Here is a 26,631-nt window from a genome sequence, read left to right as displayed (position 1 = left end):
GGGCGAAACGTACGTGACCGCTATGTAACCTTGCATTTCAGATATGTGAAAGGGGCCTCTTGTAACGCGGCCACAGGCGTGCCTTTCAGGACACGCCTGGCAGCTGGATCACCATGCGCGCGCCGCTCGCCGGGGCGGTCCGGTTTTCTGCGTGGATCGTCCCGCCATGGGCGGTAATGATCTGGCGGGCAATGGCTAGGCCCAGGCCGGAATGGGTGCCAAAGGCCGTGCCAGCCGGGCGCTGTGTGTAGAAGCGGTTGAAGATGGTCTCCAGCGCTTCGGGCGGGATGCCAGGCCCCTCATCCTCCACCGTGACGATAAAGCGCTCGCGGGCCTGACCCTGACCACGGCGGATGGTGATGCTCACCGTGCCGCCGGGCGGCGAGAAAGTCAGCGCATTGTCGATCAGATTGGTGAAGACGCGGCCCAGCGGTTCCTCGCGCGCGCCGACAAAGGCTTCGGCAAGACTGGTTTCAACGACGAGCTGGGACGATGAGGCCCGCTCTCCATCCACGTAGACACGCACGATATCGCGGATCAGGCGTACCAGATCCACCGGCCTTACCTGATCGCGTGCCAGCTCGGCATCGAGCCTTGAGGCGTTGGAAATGTCGGTTATCAGCCGGTCGAGGCGCTGCACATCCTTCTGGATCACGCTGACCAGGCGCTCGCGGGCGCTGTCATCGCGCGCGCGCACCAGCACTTCGGCGGCCGAGCGGATGGAGGTGAGCGGGTTCTTGATCTCGTGGGCGACATCGGCGGCAAAGCTCTCAATCGCATCCAGCCGGTCATAGAGCGCATCGGTCATCGCCCGGAACGCCTGCTCCAGATCGCCAATCTCGTCGCCCCGGCGCGAGAAGTCCGGCAGGGGTACGCGCCTGCCGCCCGCCAACTGAACGCTGCGCGCCGCGTCAGACAGGCGCTTTACCGGGCCAGCGATACGCAAGGCCAGCAAAGCCCCGAAGGCGACAATGATGAGCGCGGCAAAGCCCAGATAGGGCAGGATGGCCACCCGGTCAGCGGCGATGAGCGCGTCATAGTCATAGGACTCATAGGTCACCGAGCCGACAATGGTCTGGACCGGCGCTATGGCCAGCGTCACCGAGACGACGCGCTCGCCATAGCGGCCACGGCGTACGCCGGCCACCGCCTCTCCGGTTGTCTGGGCAAGGGCGATTTCCTCACCCAGCGAGCGTTCGCGCGCTTCGCGCTCCTCTGCAGGCAGAAAGAAGCCGCCGACAAAGTCGCGCGCCATACGCCAGAGACCGGTGAAAAAGCCCTCCACATCGCGATGACCGGGCGGCGGCAGAAGCTCTACACTGACCCGCCCGGCGCTCAGATAGCTGTCGGCCGCGAGGCGTCCTTCCGGCCCATGGATCATCGCGCGCGTGCCTTCGGGCACGTAGAGCCGGGCCAGCACCTCAGCGGCGATACGCGCATTGAGCACAGGTTCAGGCGAGCCTTCGACCGCTGTCTCGGTGATGACATTGCGGATAATGTCGGCCTGCTGGGTCAGCGAGTCGACCTTGGCATCGATCAGGCCGGTGCGGTTCTCGATGAGCGCCAGCGTGCCGAGCGCCAGAAGCCCCAGCGCAAACAGATTGGCAACGAGAATGCTCGCTGCAAGGCGCGAAAACAGCGCCTGACGCAGCGTCGAGGGAAGCTGGGCCAGCCGGGCGCGCAACCGCCCCGGCTCACGCCTCCTTGTAGCGGTATCCGACGCCATACAGGGTCTCGATCCCGTCAAAACTGTCGTCCACGACACGGAATTTCTTGCGGATGCGCTTTATGTGGCTGTCGATCGTGCGGTCATCGACATAGACCTGATCGTCATAGGCCGCGTCCATGAGATTATCGCGGCTCTTCACATAGCCCGGCCGGTTGGCCAGCGCCTGCAGGATCAGGAACTCGGTGACGGTCAGGCGCACCGGCTTGCCGTTCCACAGACAGGCGTGACGGTTGGGATCAAGGGTCAGCGAGCCGCGCACCAGCGCCTTCTGGTCGGTCTCGCCGGCCGGCAGATCGGCATCATCGGGCTGGGCGCGCCGCAGGACCGCCTTGATGCGCTTGGCCAGAAGCTGATGGGAGAAGGGCTTGGCGATATAGTCATCGGCGCCCAGATCGAGCCCCAGCGCCTCGTCAAACTCGCCATCCTTCGAGGTCAGGAAGATGACCGGCAGGTTTGAGCTCTGGCGCACGCGGCGCAGCAATTCCAGCCCGTCCATGCGCGGCATCTTGATGTCGAAAATGGCCAGATCGGGCGGGTTGTCGGCCAGCACGCCCAGCGCGTCGACGCCATCGGTAAAGGTCTGGACCTGATAGCCTTCGCCCTCCAGAAAGAGAGAGACCGAGGTGAGAATGTTCTCGTCATCATCGACAAGGGCGATCTGGGCCATGCGGGTTGTGTTCCTCTGACACGAGCAGGTCACCCCAAACCTACAGCGCTGCCCGGCGGGAGCAAGGGGCTTGAAACGATCCTGGTGGTTACGAGCGGTTAAGCATAACGCGCCAGTGTGGCAAGCTGCGGGGAAATAATCAGGGGCAGGCTGACTTCATGGCCTCCGGAAAAGTCCATTTCGAGGTTTTCTTCAAGAAGCATCCCAAGGCTGAATGGGTGCTGGTGGAAGCCGTCAACGAGCGCACCGACGCGATTGCGCTGGCTGACAGGCTGGTCGCCAAGGCGCCGCGTGGCTCGTCGCGGGTGGCCCGCGAGACCTGGAGCGAGGCAAGCGGCACATTCTCCTCGGTGACGATTCACGAAGTGGGCGCGGAGCGCTTCAGCGTGCCCGACGCCAAGACCGGCGAAGCGACCCTGCCTTGCGTGACGCCGGAAGACCTGGCGGGGCCTGCCGCACGCGACACCATGCGCCGCGCTCTTGCCCAATGGCTGGAGCGCCAGGAAATCTGCCCGCTGGAGCTGCTCTACCGGCCTGACATGGCTGAGGCGCTCGATGCGTGCGAGAGCGATCTGCAGCACGCCATCCAGAAAGTGGCGATTGCGCGCTCGCAAAACTCCGACGCGTCGGTTCACGCCTATGTCCGCCTGCTGACCGAGCTGGTCGAAAAGGCCATCGAAAAGGCGCGCAAGGATGCCAAGCGCAAGGCGCAGGACCCCAAGACGGCCAGTTTCCGGGAGCTGACGGAGAAAATCCACGCCGAAGGCAGCGCGGAGACGCGCCTGCGCCGGGCCATCGCCGAACGTCTTGCCAATGCGTCCGGCATGGCGCGCAAGGCCGAGATGCTGCTCGATTTCCATGATGATCTGCCTGAGGACCCTGACGCGCGCGCCTTCGCGGCCAAAGAGGCGGACGCGTTTCTGGCCGAGATGCTGTCCTTCGACCGGGCGCTAAACCAGATTCTCGGCCAGAGCCGGGATCTGGGCGCACATGTCGAGCGCCTGACCAGCGTGTTTGCCGGCACCCAGACCCATCCCAGCATGACCGGCGCGCCCGATAATGCGCGCCGGCTGGCGTCAAAGTTCGAGGCAAGGCAATTGCCCGGCAGCAAGGGCGAGATTGCGCGGCGTGTGCTTGATGCCCTGCGCCAGCCCAAACGCTTCAAGCCTGACAATGTCCTTGAGGAGATCGCGCTGGCGCGGTCTCTGGCCCAGCGCCTGATCGCGGCATCGGGCGAACACCTCAATCCCGAGGCGCTGGTGGAGGCGTTCACGGTGCGCTCGGCGCGCCTGCTTGCGCCTGAATCCATTGAAGAGGCGCTCAAAGATGCCGTCACGCCAGCTGACGAGATCACCCGGCTTTTGTCGATGGAAGACAATCTGGTGGGCGAGCAGAACAAGGTGAAGCTTGCTGCTTACGTGCGGGCAAAACTCTCATCACAAAAATCGGTAAGCTGGTTTACCAAGGGACCCGGCCAGCCGTTTGAACGCCTGGCAACGCTCTCATCGCTGCAAAAGCGGGCCTTGAAAGGCACGTTTCCCGAAGAGGCGAAGCTGGAAATGAGCGATGTGTTCGACCAGCTGGGCATTGCCATCATTCACGACAACCAGCTTTTTGAGCGCATCACTGCGTCAAACCTGCCAGCCCTTGACCGGGCCGCCGGCCTGTTGCGTCTGGCGGCGCAGGACATTTTGCCCCTGGGGCGCTGCCAGCAGGACGCACAGGCGCGCGCCATGCGGCTTTTGTCGTCAGAAATGGGACGGGCCGAAGCGCGCGCCGAGAACGGTCCGGCCAAGCTGCAGGAACTGCAAAGCCTGCTGGCGCGCATACAGCCCGCTCCCCGGCCTGCCCCGGCGCCTGAACCTGCTGATGATGATGAAATGGCCGCCATGGCCGACGCCCCGTCCTGACGGCGGGCCGGCTATTCGTCAGAGGTCTGAACGATGCTGGCGGCTATATCCAGCAGCGTGCTGACTGAAGTGGATAGTGCGCCGAGTGTCGTTCCCCCGTTCAGCACGTCATAGCGTGAGAAGACGACGCTATCATCATCCACAACGACCAGCTTGATCGCGGCATAGGTCTGATTGACCTGGTTGGCGATCTCGAGACTGGCCGGGGTGTTGGTAAAGACCAGCTCGGTGAGAAGCCCCTGACACTGCCCGTTCTCGCAGACCGTGCCGGCTACCATGTAATTCATATTCCCGGTTGTGGCTGTCAGGATTGGCTGACCCTCCTCGGTAACCGCCTCGTTGGTGACGTCGTGGCCAAGTCCTGTGACCAGTGCGCGCAGACCTTGCGCATCAATACGCTCGATCACCGGATGGGTGTCTTGTGAGAGCGCCGGTGTGGCACACACAGCAACAACGGCCGTGGCCAGAAGGGCGCGGATAATCAGGGTCATGTGCATGTCCTGCAAGCTGCTGCCGAGGGAGTGTGACGGCTCAGGTCCGTGCTGGCAAATCAGGATTGCGGGGCGCTTTGCGCCGCTTCGCCCAGCGTGCGCAGCAGGGTCCATGAATAGATCCCGCTATCATGGCCATCATCGAAGACCAGCCGCACCGCATAGCGCCCGACCGGCTCTGCCGCGGTGATGGTGACGCGATCAGCATGAGGGACGGCGCGCTTCTGGCCGGGACCATGGCCCTGCACCTCGGCAGAGGGGCTTTCGCGGCGCAGGAGCGCGTAAGGAATGTCGAACACCGCGCCATCATCAAAGCTGGCACGCAGGTTTTTTGCCCGTGCCTGGAAGGCCAGCCGGACCGGCCAGGGCGAGCGGGCCGGGTCAGCCATTTATCTGGCGCGCCTCTTCGGGCAGCATGACCGGCACGCCCTCGCGCACCGGATAGGCAAGGCCCGCCGCGCGGGAAATCAGCTCGCCTGCCTCGCGGTCATATTCCAGCGTCTGGCGTGTGACCGGACAGACAAGGATTTCCAGCAATTTCGGGTCCACATGGGCGGACCGGCGCGGATTGGGTGTGTCGGTGGTTTTCTCGGTGCTCATGGCCAGCGTGTTTAAGGCAAAGCCGGTGTGTCCGGCAAGTCTAGTGCAGCCGGTTTGAGGGGTCATCGGGCGGGGCCAGTCCGGCCTGTTCAAGCACGCGCCTCATCAGCGTGGCCAGAAGTTCGCGCCGCACACAGGGCCTGGAAGCCTGCAGGAGGGCCTGCTTGGCCGCCGCGTCGAAGGGCGCGGCCATGGCCACCTTGCCGGTAATGGCTGACAGGGGCGCCCCATCCATGGAGGCCCAGTCGGCCTCAATCCCGGCATGATCGAAAAAGCGTTTGAGCAGCGCGAGGAAACCTGCCCGGTCCACGCCCGCCTCGTCGGCCTGCGGCCCGTCAATATCGTGCTCAAATCCCGCATAGTCTGCCCGCCCGACGCGGTAGGGTGTCTTCATCCGCGGCTGGGCGGTGAGGGTGAAGCGCGATACGCCCACCAGTACGATGAGATAGCGGCCATCTTCGGTTTCGGAGTGTTTGGCGATGCGCCCGGCCGTGCCGACGCGTTCCAGATCAGGCAGGTCACGAGGGCCGGTTTCGCGCGGCTGGATCATGCCGATAAACCCGTTTCCGCTCATCGCATCATCGACCATGTTGAGATAGCGCGGCTCGAACACGTTCAGGGGCAGAGCCTCGCCGGGCAGGAGTATGCAGCCGCGTATGGGAAAGAGCGGCAGCGTGTCCGGCAGGGCGGGATGTACGGGCATGTGTTTTCGCGGGCCTCCTGATCTTCGCGGCGCGTCTACTCAGAGAGATAGGCCGACGCGCGCCTCCAGCCAGCCTGCTAGCTGAACAGGATGGAGGACAGGCGCTTGCGCCCGGCCCTTGTCAGCTCTGATGTCTGTCCGGCGGCATCAAAGACGCGCAGCAATAACTGGCGGGCCGCGCCTTCATTCCATTCGCGGTCCTCGGCAATGGAGTCGAGAAGCTGGGCGGCAGCGCCTTCCAGATCGCCTGCACCGATCAGCGCGCGGGCGAGATCATAGCGCAGGGCCGCACCTTTGCCGCCCGCTTTCTCAAGCGCGGCTCGCGCATCGGCCGGATCGCCCGCATCCTCGCCTTCACTGGCCAGTTCCATGGCGGCGCGCACCCCGGCGATGGCCGGATCGCCGGCCTTGGCTGGCGGCACCTGTGCCAGAACGCCTTCAGCACCCTCCCGGTCGCCCTGCGAGAGGAATACCCGCGCCATGCCCGCAAGCGCGCGGGTGTTTTCCGGGGCCGCCTGCAGGACAGCGGCGAAATCCTGCGCTGCGCCGCCCGCATCGCCTTGTGCCAGCGCCTCTTCGGCGCGTGCCAGCACGTCGTCGAGCGCGGCTTCATCGATCTCGCCGCTTATGCGCTTGATGAAGTCGGTGACCTGGCTTTCAGGCAGCGCGCCCATGAAGCCGTCCACCGGCTGGCCGTTTACAAAGGCCAGCACGGCGGGGATGGACTGGATGCGCAGCTGACCTGCCACTTGCGGGTTCTCGTCGATATTGATCTTGACCAGCTTCACCTTGCCGCCCGCCGCGTTGACGGCCTTTTCGATGACGGGGCCCAGCTGGCGGCACGGACCGCACCAGGGCGCCCAGAAATCGACCAGGACCGGGACCTGCTTTGAGACCTCAACCACATCGGCCATGAAGCTCTGGTCGGTGGAGTCCTTCACATGGCCGGTGGCGGCGGGTTCTGCTGGGCCGGTAGCAGGCTGATTGCCGAAAATCTGCATGACGTCTGATCCCTGGAGTTCCTGTCCGGGGCGCAAAAGGGGCATCCCGGAGTGTCGGTGTGTCGCGCCTTAGGTGGACCGACAGAGGCAAGACTGCAAGTGGGCCGTCAGGCCCCGGCCGTGAAATCCATGATTTCAGGCTCCCGGCCCAGCGCGGCCAGAAAGGCCAGCAGTCCGGCGCGCGATATGGCCGTGGTGGCATCATTTTTCATCGGATGGAAATTCAGCGTCTCATGCGCCATCAGCGCGGCATCGAGAATGAAGCGCACGCGGCGCTCCGGGTCGTTGACGAGGGCAAAGGCTGTCACCGAGCCGGGGGTTACGCCCAGCGAGTCTTCCAGCCGTTCTGCCGACCCGAAGGAGAGCCGTCCGCAGCTGAGGCGCTCATGCAGGCGTTTTAGCTCGATTGTCGTCGAGTGCTCTGCCGAGATGAGGATGAGATTGCCCTTCTTGTCTTTGAGAAACAGGTTCTTGGTGTGGCCGCCGGGCATGTGCGCCTTGATCTGGTCGCTCTCGGCCACAGTGAAGACCGGCGCGTGATCGTGCGTGGTGTGGGCAATGCCCAGCGCATCGAGAAAGCTGAGCAGACTCTCGCGGGTCACGGGCGGGGCGGGCAGCGGCAGGGGCGTAAGCGAAGCTGTCATGGCCTCCTTCCTGCCCCGTCCGGCGGCGCGAATGCAAGAGATGAATTGAACGCGGCAGTGAAGGCTTGCCAAACGATCAGCGATGCGCGATATACCGCGCCCTCTGGTCCTAGTGGCCAGCCCCGGTAACGCATATGAGCGGGCGTAGCTCAGGGGTAGAGCATCACCTTGCCAAGGTGAGGGTCGTGAGTTCGAATCTCATCGCCCGCTCCATTTGCCGGACTGTACGACCCGGAGACATAGGTAACGGATTGTACCTAAGACATGGGTGACACCCGCGTGCCGAACGGGTTGTCGATAGTCTGCAGGGTTTTCTGTTCCAGGTCGATATATCCCAGATCGTAGGTCATGAAGCTGACGAGCCAGATGCCGTCGTCGACTTCCTTGATTCCGAGTTTCTGGCCGGCGAGCACGGTTGAGATGTTGATCTTCTTGCGGTGCATGCAGATGCGCCCGCATGCGGTGACCAGAATGTCCTTGTCGTGGAGGGGGTAGTCGATCTCCTGCAGTCCCTGCCATGGCCTTGAGGCGGGCGTGTAGAGTTCGCCCGGCGTCTTCATGGCGATGGCTTCGTGCGGGCGTTCTGTATTGAACTCGCTGACGAATGCGTCGAACCGGGCCTGCTGCTGAAGGGCGTTCATGCCCGGCGGGCGGGCAGTTTCCTGCTTCAGGGTCCGGTGCATGCGCTCGTGGCGGCCGTTCTGCTGGGGATGGCCGGGCCTGATGCGCTCGATGGCGATGCCGAGCCTGAGCCAGAGCACGGACAGCCGCGACAGGTTGTAGAGCCCGTTGGGGCTGGCGAAGGGCAGGCCGTTATCGCTTCTGATGGCGGCTGGCAGGCCGCGCTCCCTGAACACGCTCACGAAGGTCTCGATGACGGGCCGCTCCTTGGTACTCTCAAGGGCTTCGCAAACCAGGATCATGCGCGAGGCCTGGTCGGTGACGGTCAGGGGGTAACAATAGCGCCCGTCGCCCAGCTTGAACTCACCCTTGAAGTCGGCGCACCACAGATCGTTGGGCTCAAAGGCCTGCGACAGCGCCGTGCCCACGGCCTTGTTGGCCGTGCGCCGCTTGCGCGACCGGCTGACCAGGCCGTGCCGGTCAAGCACCGCATGGACGGTGCTCCTGGCCGGGATGCGCACATCACCGGCCAGCTTGCGCACCAGCAACTCGCGGATCTTCCTGGCGCCCCAGTGAGGCTTCTCGCGCTTGGCTTCCACGATCAGCCGCTCGATCTGGTCAGGCAGCTGGTTGGCGTAGCGCACCGGGCGGCGCGAGCGGTCGCACAGCGCCTCCAGACCCTCTTGCCTGTAGCGGCCCCATATCTTGTAGCCGGTCTTGCGCGAGATGCCGAACTGGCGGCAGACCTCGCTCATGCTCTCGCCATCCAGAAGACGGCCGACAAACCGAACACGCTCATCCATTACCGAACACTCCTTCCACGGCATCTCCACCTCCAGCCCAAAGCCAAAAGTGTGACCCATGTGTCCGGTACGTTCCGTCACCTATCTCTCAGGTCGCTCAGACCTGATCCCGAAATTTTGTGAATTCCGTCTGCCGGCGTGAGGCAGAGCTTTCGTGCAAGCCATTATACCTGCTTGTGTGAACCGGGTGCAATTTCCGCCTGCGCCTCAATCCTTCGTGCGCTTTTCCCGGCTGCCGTCATCCGGTTCCCGGTTTGCCGGCGGGGTTATGGAGGGCGGATCAGAGGCCGGGAAGCTTTCCTCCAGCGCCTCGTCGAGCGCCTTTTCACGGGCGGACTTGCGGGGGCGCCGTTTTGATGGCGGAACGGGTTTGGGCGTCGGTACTGGTCGGGGTTTGTGGCCGGTCATGCCGGGCTCCTGTGAGCGTTACGTGCTTTAAAGAACCCGTCTGCCCGGCTTTCTGTTCCGCCACTGATCCGCCTGCGTGCGGTCGGCGTATAGACAGGCGGGTCTCCGTTTGTGCGTCCCCAGCCTGCCATCGTGAGACCCGAAGGGCGCTGCCGGACTGTCCTGTCCCCGTCTGGCAGCGCCCGCTTTTCCTTTTACCAATCGAGATCTTCGCCGCTGACATGGAAGAAGCGGCCATTCATGGCCGGATTGGCGCGTGCGATGAGATCAAGCTGGCCTTCCACGCATTCATTGACGGTCAGCGTGCCGCCAGCACCGCCCATATCGGTCTTCACCCAGCCGGGATGGAAGATGAGGGTGATGATGCCCTTGGGTTTGAGATCAACGCTCAGCGACCTGCCGATGGCGTTAAGCGCTGCCTTGGATGCCCGGTAGGCGTAGTAGCCGCCGCTGGTATTGTCCGCGATGGAGCCCATGCGGCTTGATTGCAGGGCCATCACTTTGAGCTGGGACTTGGCCACCTGATCTGCGAACGCCTCGGCGAGTTTCAGCGGGGCGATGGCATTGACCTGCAGGGTCCGGGTGATGGCGTCAAAATCGCTATTGCCAAAGCTCTGGTCGTTGGGGCCGAATACGCCCGCATTGGCAAAGAGAATGTCGATCGGGCCGCTCACTTCGGCTTTCAGCGCGTCGGCCGCACCGGCCTTGCCCGCATCATAGGCAAGGATTTTCAGGCGCCCGTCGCCTGGATCAAGCGCCTTCAGATCGCTGGCCTTGTCAGGGTTGCGGCAGGCCGCGCTGACATGCCAGCCGCGCGAGAGCAGCACGCGTGTGTGTTCCAGACCAATGCCGCGATTGGCGCCGGTGATGAGCATGTGGGGCATGTTTCGACAGTCTCCGCAGAAAAAGGACTTGTTTTCAGGTTCGCAACGAACCACACCGCGCGCCAATTGGTCCAGCCTTGGTGTTCATCATGCGGCAGTGGCGTTCATCGCTTGAATGGCGCAACGGTGCAGCTAGGCTGGCAGCATAATTTGCGGCGCGCCGCTCTGGTGCGCACCTGCCTGTTTGAAACGGAGCGTCCCCGAGCATGACCGCCGTCGTCAGTTCCGCCCATGCCTTTGATCGTGATGAGTTCCTCAAAGCCGCCCGCAAGCAGTGGAAGGCCCGCTTCGGCGCGCTGGATGATGCGGCGGAGAGCTTTGCCGGACAGGTCTGGGAAGACTCGCTCTCTGACGATCTGCAGGGCATTGCGCTTGATGATGCGCTGACCGTTTCCGGGGATTTCTGGGAGTTCGCCGCGACCCGCACCAGCGACAAGATCAAGGTGCGCGTGCGCGAGGGCACCGGCAAGGACGGCAAGCCCCTGGGGCGCGATATCGTCGAGGTTATCGGGCGGGACCGGCCCTTCCTGGTTGATTCGGTGATGGGCGAGATCGCCTCACAGGGCCTTGATGTGCTCGCCATGGTTCACCCGATCGTGCAGGTGCGCCGGGACGAGGATGGCAAGCGCTCTGACGGGTCCGGGCGCGTCGTGGCCGAATCCATGATCCAGGTGCATGTCGATGTGCTCGACAAGGCAGCCCGCGAGGCGCTGGAAGCCGAGGTGAGCGCCACTTTGAGCGATGTACGCGAGGCGGTCGAGGACTGGCGCGACATGCGCGCGCGCATGGATGAATGCCTGGAGCATCTCAAAGCGGCCAACACCCTTGCGCCGCGCGAGGAGGTGGAGGAATTGCTCGCCTTCCTGAGCTGGCTGCGTGATGACCATTTCGCCTTCATTGGCTGCCGGGCCTACGGGTTTGATGTCGATGAGGCGGGCAATCTGCGCTCGCGCGAGCCGGAAATTCTCAAAGACAGCGGCAAGGGCATTTTGCGCGATCCTGACCGCACGGTGCTGCGCCGTACCTCCGAGCCGCTGGTCATCGTGCCCGCAATCGAGGCTTTCCTGCGCGCGCCCAGCCCGGTGATCGTGGCCAAGGCCAATATGAAAAGCCGCGTCCACCGGCGCGTCTACATGGATTATATCGGGGTCAAGCGCTACCGCGATGATGGTGCGGTGGTTGGCGAGACGCGCTTTGTCGGCCTGTTCACGGCTGAAGCCTATGACCAGATGGCGCGCGATGTCCCGCTGATCCGGCGAAAAGTGCGGCGCGTGCTGGACAAGGCGGGCAAGGCACCCGGCTCGCACTCGGCGAAAAAGCTCCAGCACATTGTCGAGAATTATCCGCGCGACGAGCTGTTCCAGACCTCTGAAGAGGATTTGCTGAAAATCAGCCAGGGCATTTTGCACCTGTTTGACCGCCCGCGTACCCGGCTCTTCCTGCGCCGTGACCAGTTTGACCGCTTCGTGTCGGTTCTGCTCTACGTGCCGCGGGACCGCTATAACACGCGGGTGCGGGTGGAGGCAGGCGAGCTGATCCGCAAAGCCTTCAATGGCCGTCTGTCGGCCTTCTATCCGATGTTTGGCGACGGGGCGCTGGCGCGTGTCCACTTCATCATCGGTCTTGATCCCTTCAACCATCCAGAGCCCGATCCGGCCGAGCTCGAGCGTGAGATCGCGCTGCTGGCGCGCACCTGGGAAGACGAGCTGGAAGCCGAGGCGCGCCGCGATGGCGATGCCGATTCCCTGCGTGCGGTACGCACCTATCTGGAGGGCTATACGGCTGGCTATCGCGAGCGTTACGAGCCTGCTGCGGCGCTCGCTGATATTGCGCGGCTTGAAAGGCTGTCGGCTGACAAGCCGCGCGAGGCGCGTGTCTATCGCGACGCCGATGATGACGAGGCGCATCTGCGCGTGAAGCTCTATAGCCGCAGCCAGATGCTGGCCCTGTCGCGGGTGCTGCCCGTGCTGGAAAATCTCGGCCTGCATGTCGAGGCGGAGGCGGGCTATCCGGTTCAGCGTGCACGTGAGGGCGAGGAACGCGAAACACTGTGGGTGCACGAGTTTGAAGTAGGTGCGCGTTCGGGGACCTTTGCAGAGCTGGAAACGCTGGCCCCGCTGTTTGAGGATGCGGTGCTGGCCGTGCTGGACGGGCGCACCGAAGATGACGGGTTCAACACGCTGGTGCCGGCTATCGGGGTGAGCTGGCGCGAGGCGGCTTTCCTGCGCACCTGCGCGCGCTACCGCCAGCAATCGGGCATGGACCCGTCGCAATCCATCCAGGAAGAGGCGCTTAGCGGGCACCCCGAGATCGCGCGCTGCCTGCTGGAATTTGCCCGTCTGCGCTTTGATCCCTCGCTTGATCTTGACCACAAGGCGCGTGAGGAAAAATCGGCGGCACTGGAGAAGGAATTGCGCGGCAAGCTGGACGCGGTCTCCAGCCTTGACCATGACAAGGCGCTGCGCCGGCTGGTCAAGCTCATCAAGTACACGCTGCGCACCAATTTCTACCAGACGGGCAAGGACGGTCAGCCCAAGCCCTGGATTTCGCTGAAAATCGCCAGCCGCAAGCTGCGTGACCTGCCCGCGCCCAAGCCCTATCGCGAGATTTTCGTGTGGAGCCCGCGCGCGGAGGGCGTGCATCTGCGCTTTGGCCCTGTTGCGCGCGGCGGACTTCGCTGGTCGGACCGGCGCGAGGATTTCCGCACCGAGGTTCTGGGTCTGGTAAAGGCCCAGCAGGTGAAGAACGCGGTCATTGTGCCGGTCGGCTCCAAGGGCGGCTTCTATCCCAAACAATTGCCCAAACCGTCTGACCGGGATGCCTTCATGGCAGAAGGCAAGGAGAGCTACCGCACCTTCCTGCGCGGGCTTCTTGATATCACCGACAATCTTGATGCGGACGGCAATGTGGTGCCGCCAAAGGATGTGGTGCGCTGGGACGGGGAAGACCCGTATCTGGTGGTGGCCGCCGACAAGGGTACGGCCAGCTTTTCCGATATCGCCAACGCGGTCGCCACGGACGAATATGATTTCTGGCTGGGCGATGCCTTCGCGTCGGGCGGCTCTGCTGGCTATGACCACAAGAAAATGGCGATCACCGCGCGCGGCGGGTGGGAATCGGTCAAGCGCCATTTCCGCGAGCGGGGCAAGGATATCCAGAACGAGCCCTTCACCGTTATCGGCGTCGGTGACATGTCCGGCGATGTGTTCGGCAATGGCATGCTGCTTTCAAAGCAGATCCGTCTGCTGGCCGCGTTCGACCATCGCGACATCTTCATCGATCCTGATCCGCAGGACGTCGAAGCCAGCTGGAAGGAGCGCAAGCGCCTGTTCGATATGGAGCGCTCCAGCTGGCAGGATTACGACACCAAGCTGATCTCGAAGGATGGGGGCGTGTTCTCGCGCTCTGCCAAAGCCATCCCGCTCAATGACGAGATACGCTGTCTGACCGGGCTTGAAGGCAAGAGCGCGACGCCAAACGAGCTGTTGCATGCGCTTTTGAAAGCCGAGGTGGAACTTCTGTGGTTTGGCGGGATCGGTACCTATGTGAAGGCCGCCGCTGAGCAGAACTATCAGGTCGGTGACAAGAATAACGACGCCATCCGGGTTGATGCCGAAGAGATGAGGGCTTGTGTGGTTGGCGAAGGAGCAAACCTTGCCATGACGCAAGCCTCCCGCATTGCCTTTGCCCGCAAGGGTGGCCGCGTGAATGGTGATTTCATCGACAACTCGGCCGGTGTCGACAGCTCCGACCATGAGGTGAATATCAAGATCCTGCTCAATCCGATGATGCGTGCGGGCGATATGAGCCGGGAGGACCGCAACAAGCTGCTCGAATCCATGACGGACGATGTGGCCGAGCATGTGCTGCGCCATAATTACGACCAGACACTCACCCTGACGCTGGCCCGTGACCGGGCGGCGGAGGATCTTGATGTGCATGAGCGCGTCATGGAGAGCCTGGAAGCCGAAGGGCGTCTGGACCGGGCGGTTGAGGGCCTGCCATCGACAGAGACGATAAGAGGGCTGAAAGACCAGAATGACGGGCTTTCACGGCCGGAAATCGCCATCATCACGAGCTATGTGAAGATCGCCCTGTTCGACAAGATCGTGGCCTGTGACGTGCCGGACGATCCGCATTTCACCGATACGCTGGTCACCTATTTCCCGAAAGCCCTGCACAAGTTTGCCGATGCCATGGACGGGCACAGGCTGAAGCGGGAAATCATAGCGACGCGCATCGCCAATGATCTGGTGAATATGGGTGGGCCGGACTTCCTGCAGCGGGCGCTGGAGCTGAGCGGGGCTGATGTTCCGGCCATTGCCAAGGCGTTTGCCGCGGCGCGGGAGATTTTCCGCATTGATGATCTGACCGCGAAGATCAATGCGCTCGACAACAAGGTGTCTGCCAGCGCCCAGACCAGCCTGCACCAGGAGGTGCGCCGCCTGCTCTTCAAGCAGACGGTGTGGCTCGCCCGGCGCGCCCGCGCCGAGGAAGCGGGCAAGGCCGCGCCGGTCGGCGACATGATCGCGCGTTACCTGCAAGGCGCTGACCAGCTGCGCGAATGGGGCGAGAGCATCCTCTCCAGCCATGAGCGGGCCGGTGTGGCCGGCCGCCGGTCGCGTCTGACCGATGAGGGCGCGCCGGCAAAGCTGGCGGGCGAGACGGCACTGCTGCAGCCGCTTATCCCCGCCACGGACATTATCGATCTGGCCGCTAGGGCAGGCTGGCCGCTAGCGGCGGCGGCGCGCACCTATCATGCCATCGGGGAGCGTTTCGGGTTCGATCCCTTGCGCTCTGCCGCCAGCTATCTGACCTCGGACCAGCACTGGGACAGGCTAGCCACGCGCCGCCTTGTGGAGGATCTGTTTGCCAGCCAGCTGGCCATCTCCACCGCCATTGCCCGCTACGCCGATGCAGCAGGCGGCAAGCTGAAAGCGGGGGTGGAGGAGCCGTCAGAGGAATGGGCCGGCGAGCTGGTCTCTTCCTGGCAGGTGACGCACGCCCATGAGGTGGACCGCACCGATCATCTGATCGAGCAATTGTCGGCGTCTGGCGGGTGGACGCTCTCCAAGATCGCCATTGCCTCGACCGAGCTGCGTGAGCTGGCGCAGAACGCTTCGGCGGAATAGGGAGAAGGAAGTGGTCAGGCGGCGACGATCTCGCCGTCTCTCACTTCCACCGGCACAGGTTTGAGACCTGCCTTTCCGGCGGGCCCGCCCGTGCACGCGCCGCTCTCAATGGCAAAGCTTGCCCCGTGAAACGGGCAGACGATGAAGCTTTCCTCGCTGATGAGTGTCCGTCCTGAAGGCAGGCAGAGCGGGCGGCCCTGGTGCGGGCAGACATTCACATAGGCAAAGGCGTCATCGCCCTTGCGCACCAGCAATATGGGCAGAGGCTCATAGTCTGACGGGAAGGCACCGGGATCACTTAAGGCGTCCAGACGGCCCAGCACGGTGCCGGGAGGGGGCATATCGCTCATGCTCACGCGCCCTCGCTGGTGAAGGGACGTGAGAGCAGGGCGTTGATGGCATCATCGACGCTGGCCTTCCCGCCCACAATCGCCGCCACGGCCTCACAGATCGGCATGTCGACACCATGGCGCGCAGCAAGCTCCATGACGGCGGGCGCGGTGGCGACACCTTCTGTCACCGAATTGCGTGCGGCCATGATGTCTGCCAGCGCCTCGCCCCGGCCCAGCGCCAGACCGCACGACATGTTGCGCGATTGCGGCGAGGAGCAGGTGAGCACCAGATCACCCAGCCCGCAAAGCCCGGTGAGGGTTTCACGCTGCGCGCCCAGCGCCACGGCCAGGCGCGTCATCTCGGCAAACCCGCGTGCGATGAGGGCGGCATGGGCCGACTTGCCAAGCCCGCGTCCTTCGACAATGCCTGCCGCGATGGCGAGCACATTCTTCACCGAGCCGCCAATCTCCGCGCCGATGAGATCATCGGCCAGATAGGGGCGGAAGCTGGCTGACCCGATCATGGCGATGAGCTTTTCGCCCGCGCCCGCATCGGTGCAGGCCAGCGTCACCGCGGTCGGCAGGCCGCGCGCCACATCGGCGGCAAAGGACGGGCCGGAGAGGACAGCCGGAATGGCCTCTGGCAGGGTCTCAGCCAGCACATCGCTCATCAGTTTGAGTGTGCCGCGCTCAATGCCTTTCGAGCACAGGGCGACCGGCGTGCCGGGTTTGAGATGTGCGCCGAAGGCTTCAAGGCTGGCGCGCATGTGCTGGGCGGGGGTGACGACTAGCCAGGCATCACAAGCCGAGAGGTCCGCGGCGTCATTGGTGGCGCGGATGGCTGCATCCAGCGTCACGCCTTTGAGGAAGACCGGGTTTTCGCGGGTTTCGTTGATGGCTTTTGCCACCTCCGGCTCGAACGCCCAAAGGATAGAGGGCGTGCCGGCGCGCGCGGCTGCCTGCGCCAGCGCCGTGCCCCATGCGCCCGCCCCGATAATGCCCAGTCCTGCGCTCATGCCTTTGGTCCCTTCTTGCCAGACCCTAGCAGCGGATCGTCACTGGCTGCACCGGAATCCAGCGGCCAGCGCGCGCGGGCCGGTACGGTAAGATCATCAGTGATACCGAGGCGCAAACGCTCTGCGCCCGCCAGCGCAATCATCGCGGCGTTGTCCGTGCAGTATTTCAAGGGCGGGAAGAGCGTGCGGAAGCCGCGTGCCTCAGCCTCTTTCACCAGCGCTTCGCGTACCGCCCGGTTGGCGGCTACACCGCCTGCCGCGACCAGCACCCGGCCTTGAGGATTTTGCTCTGCATACAGATCGAGCGCCCGGCCCGTGCGCTCGGCCAGATGCGCCGCGATGGCGGCCTGAGCGCTGGCGGCAAGGTCGGCTCTGTCTGCGTCTGCCGGTGCGTCCAGCGCGTCAAAGCTGCGCTTCACGGCTGTTTTCAGGCCCGCGAACGAGAAATTGCAGGACTTGTCGTGGGCCAGCATGCGCGGCAGGGGGAAGCGTGACGGGTCGGTTGCTTGCGCGGCGAGCTTTTCCAGCGCAGGCCCGCCGGGAAAGCCAAGGCCCAGCACCTTGGCGGATTTGTCGAAGGCTTCGCCCGCCGCGTCATCGATGGTGGAGCCGAGCCGGGTCATATGCCCCACGCCTTCCACGCTCAAAAGCTGGGTATGCCCGCCAGAGACCAGCAGGAGCAGCCAGGGAAAGGGGAGGGGTTCAACAAGGCGTGGCGAAAGCGCATGGCCTTCAAGATGATTGACCGCGATCAGCGGCTTGCCCGAACCGAGCGCCAGTCCCTTGGCCGTCATCAGCGCGGCCATCACCCCGCCAATGAGGCCGGGACCGGCGGTGGCCGCGATGGCATCGAGCGCGTCAAAGCCTAGCCCCGCCTCCTCCAACACCTCGCGGGCGAGATGGTCCATGCGTTCGGCGTGGCTGCGCGCGGCAATCTCCGGCACCACACCGCCAAAGGGGGCATGATCGCTATTCTGGTTGATGACGCGCTCGGCCAGAACTTGCGTGCTTCCGTCAGGGTTCAGGCGCACAATTGCCGCCGCGCTGTCATCACAGCTCGATTCCAGGCCCAGCACGGTAACGGGCTGGGCTTCTTGCGCGCCGGGGTGGGTATGGGATAACGCCATACCCATCCGTTAGCGCCGCTCCGGCAGGCTGACAACTCACGGAGATCATCTTGACCGCTTCCCGGCCCGTCATGGCGATAGCTACCCGCACCTCCCCGCTGGCCATGGCGCAGGCGCTGATGGTGCAGGCACAGCTGGCGGCCGCGCATGGTGTGGAGGACATCGAAGGGGGTTTTCCGATCCTCGGCCTTGTCACCACGGGCGACCAGATCACCGACCGGGCACTGCTGGATGCTGGCGGCAAGGGGCTCTTCACCCGCGAGCTCGACCGAGCACAGCTGGACGGCAAGGCGGCTTTTGCTGTCCACTCGATGAAGGATGTGCCCACCCATCTGCCGGACGGGCTGGAGCTGGCTTGTGTGCTCGAACGCGAAGACCCGTCAGACATATTGCTGACTGCCACCGGCCCCGGCACGCTGAAGAGCCTGCCGGAAGGTGCGCTGATCGGCACGGCTTCCTTGCGCCGTCAGGCACAGGCGCTCCATGCCCGGCCTGATCTTCAGATCACGCTTTTACGCGGCAATGTCGGCACCCGCCTGCAAAAACTGAAAGATGGCCCTATCGCTGCGACGTTTCTGGCCAAGGCGGGGCTGAAACGGCTGGGACGCCCGGAAGGCGACTGGCCGGGCCTTGATTTCGCGCACAGCCTGCCCGCGCCCGCGCAAGGCGCTATCGGTGTGACGATCCGCAGCGATGATGATGCGGCCCGTGCAGCCCTTGCCCCGTTGAACCATGTGCCCACAGCGCTTGCCATAGCGGCCGAGCGCGGCGTGCTGGAAGCGCTGGATGGCTCCTGCCGTACGCCGCTGGCTGCCTATGGAGCTTTTAGCGATGGCAGTCTGCACCTCACCGCCGAAGTGCTCAAACCCGACGGCTCGCAGCGCTGGCGCATGGATGATGCGCGAACCGGGATCGATAAGATTGAAGCGGCCCGCGCGTTCGGCCTGTCTCTGGGAGAGGCCCTGCGCAAGGATGGAGGGGCGGCGGTGGAAGCCATCCTCACCGGCACCGGGTCATGAAACCCGGCCGACCGGTCGTCATCACGCGCACCCAGCCGGGCAATGCCCGCACCGCCCGGGCCGTCCGGGCAATGGGCTTCACCGCGATTGCCTGCCCGGTTTCGCAAGTGGTGCGCTCGCGCAGCCTCATCCATGCCAATGGCGCGGATGCGCTGGCGTTGACCAGCGCCAATGCGCTGCAGGCCCTCCGCGATATCGGACCACTGCTTCACCTGCCTGTTTTTACAGTCGGAGAAGGCACGGCAAAGGCTGCGCGCGAGGCTGGCTTTGCGTCTGTCACCAGCGCTGACGGGGATGCCGAAGCGCTGGCGCGGACCATCGCGCGAGCCCTGCCTGCGGGCTGTCATGTCCTGCATTTGAGCGGCGAGGACAGGGCCGGTGATCTGGCAGGCATGCTGGAGGTTCTGGGTCTCAGCGCCACGACCCACACCGTTTACCGCACACGGCTGGCGCGCGGGCTGACCGCCCGTGCCAGAGCGGCGCTTGCAGATGGTCCGGCCATTGTGCTCATCCATTCGGCGCGGGGTGCGGCGCGCTTTCTGGCGCTGGTGGATGCGGCGGAACTGACTGCTGCCCTCGCGCGTCTGGAGTTCATCGCCATATCGGAGCGTGCCGCCGTACCGTTGCATACGCGCGGTCTGAAAGCGCATATCGCGGCGCAACCCGCCGAAAACAGTCTTCTAGCCGCGCTTGATGAACTGGCGAAGCGGCGCGGCGCACCCTAGAGTGGGCAAGACGCAGAACCAAAGGCGCGAAGACCCGATCATGCAAGCGGACTCCCCCGAGAACACCCCTCCGCCCGGCGAGGCAGAGCCGATCGATGCCGAATTTGAACCGGCAAAGCCTGAAAAGCGCTCCGGCGGCGGCAAGGCGGTGATGCGTTTTGCCGGTTTTGTACTGGCGCTGGTGCTGGCAGGCGGGGTTGGCGGGGTAGCGGGCTGGTTTGCAGCTGGCCTGAACCAGGAGGGCGAACCGGCAGATGCCAGCGCAGAGATCGCCCGTCTGGAAAGCCAGCTGGCAGGGCTGGACGCGCGCCTGAACGCGGCAGAAGACCGGCCCATGACCGAAATGGTGCCCACCGAAGCCTTGCGCACATTCGACAGCGAGATACGCGCGCTGGAAGAACGTGTGGAGGCGGTGGAGGCCCGCCCGGCGGGTGAGACAGGCGCGAGCCTTGATGAGGCCGCGCTGGAAGCCCTGCTGGATGAACGCGAAGGGGGGCTTCGGGCCGAGATCGATGTCCTGCGCAGCGCCATTGAAAACCGGCCTGTGGCTGGCGGCGGAGCGGCTGATCTCGCCCCGCTGGAAGAAGCGCTGAGGACGCTGGAGGCCCGGCTGTCCGCTCAGGATGGCCGCATGGATACAGAGCTTGCGGCGGCTGAAGACCGGCAGAGCGAAGCCTACCGCCAGCTGTCGCGCACCACATCCGAAGCGATAGAGGAGGCGGGGGAAAGGCTTTCGGCCCGCCTTGATGCGCTCGAAGCCCGTCTGAGCGAGGCCGAAGCCAGCGCTGGCGGCGAGGCCGAGGCCGTCGAGCGGTCGGCGGCGCGCATTCTGGCCTTCACGGCTTTGCGCGAAGCGGCGCAAGGCTCAGAGAGTTTTGAGGCCGAGCGCGCCAACATGGCCCGGCTGTGGCCAAACGCGCCGGGCCTTGCCGCCCTGCAGCCCCATGCGCGCCGGGGTGTGCCATCAGCCGATGAGCTGGCAGAGAGCTTCCCCGCAGCGGCCATACGTTCCGCCTCTGGCGAGACGCGGCGCTTTCTGGGCCTGTTTGAAATCCGTCCCGCCGATACCAGCCCCGATAGCGCGCTGGCTCTGGTGGGTCAGGCTGAAAGCCGCCTTGCGCGCGGCGATCTTTCCGGCGCGGTGGAAGCGGCAGGGCGGTTGGAAGGCCCGGCAGCTGAAGCGGCCTCTGACTGGCTGGTTCGCGCCCGCGCCCGCCTTGAAATCGAGGCCGGTCTCATCACACTGCGCAATGCGCTCAGCAGCGACGCCACCCCGGGCAGGAGCACGCCATGATCCGCCTTATCCTCACCGTTGCCTTGTGCGTCGTCACGGCGATCCTTGCCGTCTGGCTGACCCTCAATCCCGGTACGGCCAGCTTTGAATTTCTTGGCTGGCAGGCCGAGACCAGCTTTGCGCTCTTCATGGGTGTGCTGATCGTTGCGGCCTTCCTGCTGACCGTATTGTGGTGGCTGATCGCCAAGATGTGGGGCGCGCCCGATGCCTGGCGCAAGCTGCGCCAGCGCCGCCGCCGCGAGCAGGGGGTGGATGCGCTCGAACGCGCGCTGATCGCCGCTGCTGCAGGCGAAGGCGAGTTGGCCGTGCGGCAGGCCGCACGCGCCGATGCCCTGCTGGAGCGGCCGGCCTTGTCACGCCTGCTGGCTGCCAGAGCCGCAGAGGCGGCGGGCAACCTCTTGGCGGCGCGCGGGCATTACGAGGCCCTGCTGGAAGACCCCAAGACCCGCCTTGTCGCGCACCGGGGTCTCTCCGTGCTGGCCGAAACGCAAGGCGAGACCGGCAATGTAATCAATCATGCGGGCAAGGCCTTTGCGGAAGCGCGCACGGCCCGCTGGGCGTTTGACAGCCTGTTTAACGCGCAAGTGGCGGCCGCGCGCTGGGATGAGGCGCTGGAAACCCTCTCCGAGGGCGAGAAGCGCCGCCATATCGCGCCGGACAGCGCCGCGCGCCGCCGTGCCGTCATCCTGACCGTCAAGGCGCGCCAGACCCGCCAGAGCGACGCAGAAAAGGCCGCAGAGCTGGCCGAGAAGGCGGCGCTCGCTTCGCCCGGCTTTGCGCCCGCCGCCGTGCTGGCAGGCGATCTCCTGCCTTCGCGCCGCCGCCACCGCAAGGCGGCTGACATACTTGAAACCGCCTGGCGGCTGCGCCCCCACCCGGCGATTGCGCGCGTCTATGGCGAGCTTCGCAAGTCCGACACGGCAACGAAGAAAGCCGCCCGCCTGCGTGCGCTCGCCGAGTTCAATCCCGATAACCGGGAATCGCGCCTGCTGCTCACCGGCATCGCCCTGCAGCAGCGCAATATCGAGGCTGCGCGCAGTGCCATCACGCCGCTGCTGGCCGAAACGCCGCTATCGGCGCGTGTGTGTACGCTGGCAGCTCGCCTGACCCGCCTTGAAGGCGATGAGGACGCCGCCCAGCGCTATCTCGCCCGCGCCGCCCATGCGCCGGGCGAGCCGGACTGGTCGGACATTGATGGCGACGGTGAAGCCTTCAATTTTGCCGAGAGCGACTGGCAGCGCCTGGTCTATGCCTGGGGCGATGAGGAGCGGCTGATCCATCCGCGCCATGAGCGCTTTGAGATGATCGCCGAGGCCATCCCGGACCGGGTTCTCCTTGAGGCCCCAAAGCCTGCTGCAAAAGAACCGCCTGCCACTGACCCCTCTACTGAGTCTGGGCCTGTCATCATCGCCCCTGCGCCTTTACCAGACCGGGAAACGAGACAGCGCGAGGAAACCCCGGCTGCGGGTCCGCGCTTTGCGCCCGATGATCCGGGCGTCGATGACGAAGACGGCAAGGGCTAAAGGGCTAGCGTATGGCACGGCTGATCGTGGGGGTAAGCGGGGGATCAGCCTCCGGCAAGACCGAGATTGCGCGCGCCGCCGCCCGCGCCATTGCGCCCCTGAGCGCGCTCGTCATGGCCGAAGATGATTATTATGGCGATCACGGTGCCTCGCCGGACTTTGATGCGGCCCGCTTCAATTTCGATCATCCGGCCTCTCGCGACCATGCGCTTCTGGCCGATCATCTGGACGCGCTGCGGCGCGGCGAGAGCGTGGATGCGCCGATCTATGATTTCACCATCCATCGCCGGCGCGCCGATACGCGCCGCATCGCGCCGTGTGACATCATCTTCGTGGAGGGCATTCACCTCTTCTGCGATGCGCGGCTCAAAGAGCTGTTTGATATCCGCGTCTATGTCGATGCGCCCGACGATATCCGCCTCGCCCGGCGCCTGCTGCGCGATGTGAACGAGCGCGGACGCACCGCCCAGTCGGTCGTTGGCCAGTATTTGGGCACGGTCCGTCCCATGCACCATGAATGGACGCACCCCAATGCCGATTGCGCCGATATCATCATCGGCAATGACGCGGCGGCGGCCCGCCCGGCCGACCATCTGGAAGCGTTTTTCGACGCACTGGCCAAGCCGGTTGTGGAGGCGATACGGGAACGTCTTTAGTTTTCGCAACGCGTCCGCGTTGCGGTGTTCCGCGAAAAGTCGCGGGCGCGCGGTCGCGCTTGCGGCGCTGCGCGCCGGAGAGCCAGACCGTCTTACCTTTCGTCGTTCCCGCGCAGGCGGGAACCCAGAGCCACTTGGCACTGTCCTCGCTCTACGATCTCTGGATCCCCGTCTGCGCGGGGATGACGAGGTTGGGGTGTTGGTATCTGGTATTGCAGGGGGTGCTCTGGCCTTTCCGCCGGGGTCCCCGCCCCCGAGCGGGGACCCAGAGTCCAGGAGCGCCGCACTTTGCCAGTTGAGGCGGGAGAAAGACTGGATCCCGGGTTCCCCGTTTTCACGGGGACAGGCAAGCCCGGGAACCCGGTTGATGGGTAGACGCATGTCAGGCTGCGGCTGCGCGCCCCGAAACCGCGCCGCCACCACCACACGCACAAGCGCGCTTGCGAAGACACGCGTTCGCGGATAGTTTGCGCGCCGCCGGGAAGGGGCCGTCCGCCTCGCCCCCGCACCCGCCCGTTAAACGACGTGGCAAAGCCGCTTTAGCTCAGCTGGTAGAGCAACGCATTCGTAATGCGTAGGTCGCGTGTTCGAGTCACGCAAGCGGCACCATTGCTTCATAATAAGAGAATCAGTAAATTCCATGTACTTGCCCGTCGGCAAGGGTTTTAATTTGCATAAAATTCGGAAGCTTAATTCTAATGGCCATATTGCAAATAATCTCGGATATTATAGTGGCGGCGATGTGGCCAGCACTCATTGCTTTTTTAGTCGTCATATTTCGAACAGAAATAATAGATTTGCTATCGCGTATTAAAAAAGCCGGGTTTAATGGTGTCGAATTAAACCCACAAAATCCTAAGGGTGCTGTCGGTGTCAGCCCTCTAAGTTCAACCGGCGGAAACCTGTTGGTTGAAAAAGGGCTTGAGCCTTGGACTGATGAGGTGAAGGCGTGGAAAGAAAATAACTGCCCAGATGATGATGTCATGGTTCAGGCCATTGCAAGCGCAAACCGTAGAGCATTTAGTGAGTATATTTTTAGGCTTATTTTTGGCACTCAAATTGAAGCGATTAGCTTATTGGTTGAAGCGCCGAGATCAGAACAAGATCTTATGCAACTCTTCCACAAACATCAGAAGCTTGCTGGGGGCCTTACCTTTTCCAACGTGAACCAATGGTTGAATTTTCTTATGGTAAACGATTTAATAACTTTTTCTGATGGGAAGTATAAAATTCAGAAGAAAGGCAAGTCATTTTACGACTTGCTTATAAAAAGCGGGTTTAGTCACGCTTCTAAAGCTTGGTAATTTGCTGTTTGGCTTGGGCCACTAGGATCGGGTGGTGTTTCGGTCAAGGCAAGCATCCACCCACCCCCTTCCCCTTCGCGCGTCTTCCCCTATCATCGCGTGCATAAAAGGCCCGTCAGTGGCCGGGGCGTTAGGGGCAAAGCTCCCGCGCGCAATGAGGGAGGAGACGCGAATGATCGATGCGGGCAAGCTCGTATCCATGGCCGATATCGTGCGCCAGCAGGCGCGCGTGAACGGCGCAGTAGCGGCGCAGATATTCCAGGATCGCACCACGAGCTATGCTGCGCTGGATGGCCATGCCAGCCGGGTCGCCAACGGGCTGATCGCGCTGGAAGCAAAGCCCGGCACGCGCATTGGCCATCTTGGCAAGAATAGCGATTCTTTCGCCGAGCTTCTGTTTGGGGCGGCCAAGGCGCGCTGCGTGCTGACCGGCGTGAACTGGCGGCTGGCGGCCCCGGAAATCCTCTTCATCCTGAAGGATGCCGGCGTCACCACGCTCTTTGTCGATGCCGAATACTATCCGCTGGTGGAGAGCCTTCTGCCCGCTTTGCCTTCGCTGCGCACGGTGATCGCGCTTGATGGCGGGCATGCCAGATGGAAAGGCTATACGGGCTGGCGGGACGGGCAGTCCGACACCGATCCGATGCTGAAGACCGACCCGAAAGAGGACGTGCTACAGCTCTACACCTCCGGCACGACGGGCCATCCCAAGGGTGTGGTGCTCTCGCACGGGGCCTATCTCTCGCTCTTCGAGCAGGGTCTGCATGACGGGTTTGTGCGCTGGGAGCCGGGCGACCCGAACCTCATCGCCATGCCCTATTTCCACGTGGCGGGCACGAACTGGGCACTGCTGGGCTTCTATCAGGCGGCGACGAACATCATCGTCAAGGAAGTGGACCCGGTCGCGATCCTTGATCTCATCGAGCAGCACAAGGTCCAGACCAGCTTCTTCGTGCCGGCGGTGATTCTGTTCCTGGTGCAGGCGAGCGCGGCGAAACCGCGTGATTTCTCCTCGCTCAGGCTTGTCGCCTATGGTGCCTCGCCGATTGCGGAGGAATTGCTGCTGAAAGCAGTGAAGATTTTCGATTGCGGCTTTATCCAGTTCTATGGCCTGACCGAGACCAATGGGGCGGCGGTGCACCTGCCGCCGGCCGACCATGATCCTGCGCGCGGCAAGCTGCGCGCCGCCGGCAAGCCCAATGCCGGTATCGAGATCCGCGTCGCGGGCGAGGACGGCCAGCCGGTCGCGCAAGGCGAGGTGGGTGAGGTGTGGATACGCGGCACCAGCCTGATGACAGGCTACTGGAACCGGCCTGATGCCACGGCAGAGGCGATCAATGCAGATGGCTGGTTCAAATCGGGCGATGCCGGATATCTCGATGCCGATGGCTATCTCTTCATCCATGACCGGGTGAAGGACATGATCATTTCCGGCGGCGAGAATATCTACCCGGCAGAGGTGGAAAACGCGCTCTTCTCCCATCCGGGCGTGGCGGATGTGGCCGTGATCGGCGTGCCGGACGAGCGCTGGGGCGAGGCGGTGAAGGCCGTGGTGGTGAAGGCGCCGGGATCGGATGTGACGCCCGAAGCGCTGATCGCGCACGCACGGGAGCGCATCGCGGCCTACAAGGTGCCCAAAACGGTCGACTTCATCGAAGCTTTGCCGCGCAATCCCACGGGCAAAATCCTCAAACGCGTTCTCCGCGAGCCTTACTGGCAGGGCCGCGACCGGGCGGTGAGTTGACCAGTGCCGCCGCCCGTCCGTCGGCCTGGATGATTACCATCGCCCAAGCCGCCAGCACGGACAGCGCCCGGTTGAGCAGGACATAGTCTTCCCGGAAACCGGGCGGTGAAGCCAGATAGCCGATCACGATCATTATCGTGACCAGCACGGCCATGCCAGCCTGCAGGGCCAGAGGCTCATGGCGTAACAGGATGAGGGGAACGAGATAGAGAAGCCCGTGAGCGAAGCCGAGCGGTGTCCAGCTCTCGGTCAGGAAGACCAGACCGGTCAGGCCAAGGGCGAGAAATATCATCAACAT

At 63.9% G+C, this 26,631-nt stretch carries 24 protein-coding genes and 2 tRNA genes; 11 read left to right on the top strand and 15 right to left on the bottom strand.

The window, feature by feature from the left end; genetic code table 11:
• Positions 1 to 85: 85 nt before the first annotated feature.
• Together AB6B38_RS10900 and AB6B38_RS10895 are read right to left on the bottom strand one after the other, a co-directional pair.
• Positions 86 to 1,684 (bottom strand): stimulus-sensing domain-containing protein, encoded by a 1,599-nt coding sequence (locus tag AB6B38_RS10900; RefSeq protein ID WP_371392883.1) that lies wholly within the window; start codon positions 1,682 to 1,684, stop codon positions 86 to 88.
• A gap of 10 nt (positions 1,685 to 1,694) precedes the next feature.
• Positions 1,695 to 2,396, bottom strand: coding sequence for a response regulator transcription factor (locus tag AB6B38_RS10895; RefSeq protein WP_371392882.1), 702 nt, complete (start codon positions 2,394 to 2,396; stop codon positions 1,695 to 1,697).
• A 158-nt stretch (positions 2,397 to 2,554) separates the two neighbouring features.
• On the opposite strand from AB6B38_RS10895, the gene AB6B38_RS10890 reads away from it, so the two are divergent.
• Positions 2,555 to 4,306, top strand: coding sequence for a hypothetical protein (locus tag AB6B38_RS10890; RefSeq protein WP_371392881.1), 1,752 nt, complete (start codon positions 2,555 to 2,557; stop codon positions 4,304 to 4,306).
• 11 nt (positions 4,307 to 4,317) lie between these two features.
• On the opposite strand, the gene AB6B38_RS10885 is transcribed toward AB6B38_RS10890, so the two are convergent.
• The 6 genes from AB6B38_RS10885 to AB6B38_RS10860 all read right to left on the bottom strand — a co-directional run bounded on the left by AB6B38_RS10885 (position 4,318) and on the right by AB6B38_RS10860 (position 7,745).
• The gene (locus AB6B38_RS10885) at positions 4,318 to 4,797 is read right to left on the bottom strand and encodes a YbjN domain-containing protein (RefSeq protein WP_371392880.1); all 480 of its coding nucleotides are present in this window, start codon (positions 4,795 to 4,797) and stop codon (positions 4,318 to 4,320) included.
• Between the two features lie 59 nt (positions 4,798 to 4,856).
• Entirely contained in the window at positions 4,857 to 5,186 is a 330-nt protein-coding gene (locus AB6B38_RS10880; protein ID WP_371392879.1) for a gamma-butyrobetaine hydroxylase-like domain-containing protein, read from the bottom strand.
• Positions 5,179 to 5,397: a Trm112 family protein gene (locus AB6B38_RS10875; protein WP_371392878.1), complete on the bottom strand. Its 219-nt coding sequence runs from the start codon at positions 5,395 to 5,397 to the stop codon at positions 5,179 to 5,181. Before AB6B38_RS10875 ends, AB6B38_RS10880 begins: the two co-directional genes overlap by 8 nt.
• A gap of 40 nt (positions 5,398 to 5,437) precedes the next feature.
• Positions 5,438 to 6,100 (bottom strand): LON peptidase substrate-binding domain-containing protein, encoded by a 663-nt coding sequence (locus AB6B38_RS10870; RefSeq protein ID WP_371392876.1) that lies wholly within the window; start codon positions 6,098 to 6,100, stop codon positions 5,438 to 5,440.
• A 77-nt stretch (positions 6,101 to 6,177) separates the two neighbouring features.
• A complete protein-coding gene (trxA, locus tag AB6B38_RS10865; protein ID WP_371392875.1) occupies positions 6,178 to 7,101 on the bottom strand; it encodes a thioredoxin in 924 nt (307 codons plus the stop codon).
• Between the two features lie 107 nt (positions 7,102 to 7,208).
• Positions 7,209 to 7,745 (bottom strand): prolyl-tRNA synthetase associated domain-containing protein, encoded by a 537-nt coding sequence (locus tag AB6B38_RS10860; RefSeq protein ID WP_371392873.1) that lies wholly within the window; start codon positions 7,743 to 7,745, stop codon positions 7,209 to 7,211.
• A gap of 138 nt (positions 7,746 to 7,883) precedes the next feature.
• Here AB6B38_RS10860 and AB6B38_RS10855 point away from each other — a divergent pair.
• Positions 7,884 to 7,958, top strand: a tRNA-Gly gene (locus AB6B38_RS10855).
• A gap of 44 nt (positions 7,959 to 8,002) precedes the next feature.
• On the opposite strand, the gene AB6B38_RS10850 is transcribed toward AB6B38_RS10855, so the two are convergent.
• The 3 genes from AB6B38_RS10850 to AB6B38_RS10840 all read right to left on the bottom strand — a co-directional run bounded on the left by AB6B38_RS10850 (position 8,003) and on the right by AB6B38_RS10840 (position 10,461).
• Positions 8,003 to 9,193, bottom strand: a complete 1,191-nt coding sequence (locus AB6B38_RS10850; protein ID WP_371395064.1) for an IS481 family transposase — start codon at positions 9,191 to 9,193, stop codon at positions 8,003 to 8,005.
• Between the two features lie 183 nt (positions 9,194 to 9,376).
• Positions 9,377 to 9,577 (bottom strand): hypothetical protein, encoded by a 201-nt coding sequence (locus AB6B38_RS10845; protein WP_371392871.1) that lies wholly within the window; start codon positions 9,575 to 9,577, stop codon positions 9,377 to 9,379.
• Positions 9,578 to 9,771: 194 nt separating this feature from the next.
• Positions 9,772 to 10,461, bottom strand: a complete 690-nt coding sequence (locus AB6B38_RS10840) for an SDR family oxidoreductase (RefSeq protein ID WP_371392870.1) — start codon at positions 10,459 to 10,461, stop codon at positions 9,772 to 9,774.
• A 206-nt stretch (positions 10,462 to 10,667) separates the two neighbouring features.
• On the opposite strand from AB6B38_RS10840, the gene AB6B38_RS10835 reads away from it, so the two are divergent.
• The gene (locus tag AB6B38_RS10835) at positions 10,668 to 15,593 is read left to right on the top strand and encodes an NAD-glutamate dehydrogenase (protein WP_371392869.1); all 4,926 of its coding nucleotides are present in this window, start codon (positions 10,668 to 10,670) and stop codon (positions 15,591 to 15,593) included.
• A gap of 14 nt (positions 15,594 to 15,607) precedes the next feature.
• Here the strand turns inward: AB6B38_RS10835 and AB6B38_RS10830 are convergent, their stop codons facing one another.
• The 3 genes from AB6B38_RS10830 to tsaD are packed head-to-tail and all read right to left on the bottom strand — an operon-like array spanning position 15,608 to position 18,068.
• Positions 15,608 to 15,943, bottom strand: a complete 336-nt coding sequence (locus tag AB6B38_RS10830) for a Rieske (2Fe-2S) protein (RefSeq protein ID WP_371392868.1) — start codon at positions 15,941 to 15,943, stop codon at positions 15,608 to 15,610.
• Positions 15,944 to 15,945: 2 nt separating this feature from the next.
• The gene (locus tag AB6B38_RS10825) at positions 15,946 to 16,941 is read right to left on the bottom strand and encodes an NAD(P)H-dependent glycerol-3-phosphate dehydrogenase (RefSeq protein WP_371392866.1); all 996 of its coding nucleotides are present in this window, start codon (positions 16,939 to 16,941) and stop codon (positions 15,946 to 15,948) included.
• Complete coding sequence (gene tsaD / locus AB6B38_RS10820) at positions 16,938 to 18,068, bottom strand: tRNA (adenosine(37)-N6)-threonylcarbamoyltransferase complex transferase subunit TsaD (RefSeq protein ID WP_371392865.1); 1,131 nt, start codon at positions 18,066 to 18,068, stop codon at positions 16,938 to 16,940. The genes AB6B38_RS10825 and tsaD overlap by 4 nt, the downstream gene beginning before the upstream one ends.
• A 50-nt stretch (positions 18,069 to 18,118) precedes the next feature.
• Here tsaD and hemC point away from each other — a divergent pair, with 50 nt between their 5' ends.
• The 8 genes from hemC (at position 18,119) to AB6B38_RS10780 (ending at position 26,333) form a co-directional block, all read left to right on the top strand.
• Complete coding sequence (gene hemC, locus AB6B38_RS10815; RefSeq protein WP_371392864.1) at positions 18,119 to 19,087, top strand: hydroxymethylbilane synthase; 969 nt, start codon at positions 18,119 to 18,121, stop codon at positions 19,085 to 19,087.
• Positions 19,084 to 19,812 carry a uroporphyrinogen-III synthase gene (locus AB6B38_RS10810; RefSeq protein ID WP_371392863.1) on the top strand — a complete coding sequence of 243 codons (729 nt, stop codon included), beginning with the start codon at positions 19,084 to 19,086 and terminating at the stop codon, positions 19,810 to 19,812. The genes hemC and AB6B38_RS10810 overlap by 4 nt, the downstream gene beginning before the upstream one ends.
• A gap of 40 nt (positions 19,813 to 19,852) precedes the next feature.
• The gene (locus AB6B38_RS10805) at positions 19,853 to 21,106 is read left to right on the top strand and encodes a hypothetical protein (RefSeq protein WP_371392862.1); all 1,254 of its coding nucleotides are present in this window, start codon (positions 19,853 to 19,855) and stop codon (positions 21,104 to 21,106) included.
• Positions 21,103 to 22,629, top strand: a complete 1,527-nt coding sequence (locus tag AB6B38_RS10800) for a heme biosynthesis protein HemY (RefSeq protein WP_371392861.1) — start codon at positions 21,103 to 21,105, stop codon at positions 22,627 to 22,629. Before AB6B38_RS10805 ends, AB6B38_RS10800 begins: the two co-directional genes overlap by 4 nt.
• Positions 22,630 to 22,640: 11 nt before the next feature.
• Positions 22,641 to 23,285: a uridine kinase gene (gene udk, locus AB6B38_RS10795; RefSeq protein ID WP_371392860.1), complete on the top strand. Its 645-nt coding sequence runs from the start codon at positions 22,641 to 22,643 to the stop codon at positions 23,283 to 23,285.
• Between the two features lie 533 nt (positions 23,286 to 23,818).
• A tRNA-Thr gene (locus tag AB6B38_RS10790) sits at positions 23,819 to 23,894 on the top strand.
• Between the two features lie 89 nt (positions 23,895 to 23,983).
• The gene (locus AB6B38_RS10785; protein ID WP_371392859.1) at positions 23,984 to 24,589 is read left to right on the top strand and encodes a winged helix-turn-helix domain-containing protein; all 606 of its coding nucleotides are present in this window, start codon (positions 23,984 to 23,986) and stop codon (positions 24,587 to 24,589) included.
• Positions 24,590 to 24,761: 172 nt separating this feature from the next.
• Complete coding sequence (locus AB6B38_RS10780) at positions 24,762 to 26,333, top strand: long-chain-fatty-acid--CoA ligase (RefSeq protein ID WP_371392858.1); 1,572 nt, start codon at positions 24,762 to 24,764, stop codon at positions 26,331 to 26,333.
• Here AB6B38_RS10780 and AB6B38_RS10775 read toward each other — a convergent pair.
• Positions 26,278 to 26,631: a hypothetical protein gene (locus AB6B38_RS10775; protein WP_371392857.1), complete on the bottom strand. Its 354-nt coding sequence runs from the start codon at positions 26,629 to 26,631 to the stop codon at positions 26,278 to 26,280. The two genes, AB6B38_RS10780 and AB6B38_RS10775, sit on opposite strands and share 56 nt — an antisense overlap.

Source organism: Glycocaulis abyssi (assembly GCF_041429775.1).
GTDB lineage: Bacteria > Pseudomonadota > Alphaproteobacteria > Caulobacterales > Maricaulaceae > Glycocaulis > Glycocaulis abyssi.
The sequence above is the reverse complement of the archived record's forward strand: the minus strand, read 5'-3'. Positions and strand labels throughout refer to the sequence as shown.

Coding starts and splice junctions, on each gene's coding strand:
- AB6B38_RS10895 (WP_371392882.1), bottom strand. CDS start 2,396: ATGGCCCAGATCGCCCTTGTCGATGATGACGAGAACATTCTCACCTCG.
- AB6B38_RS10890 (WP_371392881.1), top strand. CDS start 2,555: ATGGCCTCCGGAAAAGTCCATTTCGAGGTTTTCTTCAAGAAGCATCCC.
- AB6B38_RS10885 (WP_371392880.1), bottom strand. CDS start 4,797: ATGACCCTGATTATCCGCGCCCTTCTGGCCACGGCCGTTGTTGCTGTG.
- AB6B38_RS10880 (WP_371392879.1), bottom strand. CDS start 5,186: ATGGCTGACCCGGCCCGCTCGCCCTGGCCGGTCCGGCTGGCCTTCCAG.
- AB6B38_RS10875 (WP_371392878.1), bottom strand. CDS start 5,397: ATGAGCACCGAGAAAACCACCGACACACCCAATCCGCGCCGGTCCGCC.
- AB6B38_RS10870 (WP_371392876.1), bottom strand. CDS start 6,100: ATGCCCGTACATCCCGCCCTGCCGGACACGCTGCCGCTCTTTCCCATA.
- trxA (WP_371392875.1), bottom strand. CDS start 7,101: ATGCAGATTTTCGGCAATCAGCCTGCTACCGGCCCAGCAGAACCCGCC.
- AB6B38_RS10860 (WP_371392873.1), bottom strand. CDS start 7,745: ATGACAGCTTCGCTTACGCCCCTGCCGCTGCCCGCCCCGCCCGTGACC.
- AB6B38_RS10850 (WP_371395064.1), bottom strand. CDS start 9,193: ATGCCGTGGAAGGAGTGTTCGGTAATGGATGAGCGTGTTCGGTTTGTC.
- AB6B38_RS10845 (WP_371392871.1), bottom strand. CDS start 9,577: ATGACCGGCCACAAACCCCGACCAGTACCGACGCCCAAACCCGTTCCG.
- AB6B38_RS10840 (WP_371392870.1), bottom strand. CDS start 10,461: ATGCCCCACATGCTCATCACCGGCGCCAATCGCGGCATTGGTCTGGAA.
- AB6B38_RS10835 (WP_371392869.1), top strand. CDS start 10,668: ATGACCGCCGTCGTCAGTTCCGCCCATGCCTTTGATCGTGATGAGTTC.
- AB6B38_RS10830 (WP_371392868.1), bottom strand. CDS start 15,943: ATGAGCGATATGCCCCCTCCCGGCACCGTGCTGGGCCGTCTGGACGCC.
- AB6B38_RS10825 (WP_371392866.1), bottom strand. CDS start 16,941: ATGAGCGCAGGACTGGGCATTATCGGGGCGGGCGCATGGGGCACGGCG.
- tsaD (WP_371392865.1), bottom strand. CDS start 18,068: ATGGCGTTATCCCATACCCACCCCGGCGCGCAAGAAGCCCAGCCCGTT.
- AB6B38_RS10810 (WP_371392863.1), top strand. CDS start 19,084: ATGAAACCCGGCCGACCGGTCGTCATCACGCGCACCCAGCCGGGCAAT.
- AB6B38_RS10805 (WP_371392862.1), top strand. CDS start 19,853: ATGCAAGCGGACTCCCCCGAGAACACCCCTCCGCCCGGCGAGGCAGAG.
- AB6B38_RS10800 (WP_371392861.1), top strand. CDS start 21,103: ATGATCCGCCTTATCCTCACCGTTGCCTTGTGCGTCGTCACGGCGATC.
- udk (WP_371392860.1), top strand. CDS start 22,641: ATGGCACGGCTGATCGTGGGGGTAAGCGGGGGATCAGCCTCCGGCAAG.
- AB6B38_RS10785 (WP_371392859.1), top strand. CDS start 23,984: ATGGCCATATTGCAAATAATCTCGGATATTATAGTGGCGGCGATGTGG.
- AB6B38_RS10780 (WP_371392858.1), top strand. CDS start 24,762: ATGATCGATGCGGGCAAGCTCGTATCCATGGCCGATATCGTGCGCCAG.
- AB6B38_RS10775 (WP_371392857.1), bottom strand. CDS start 26,631: ATGTTGATGATATTTCTCGCCCTTGGCCTGACCGGTCTGGTCTTCCTG.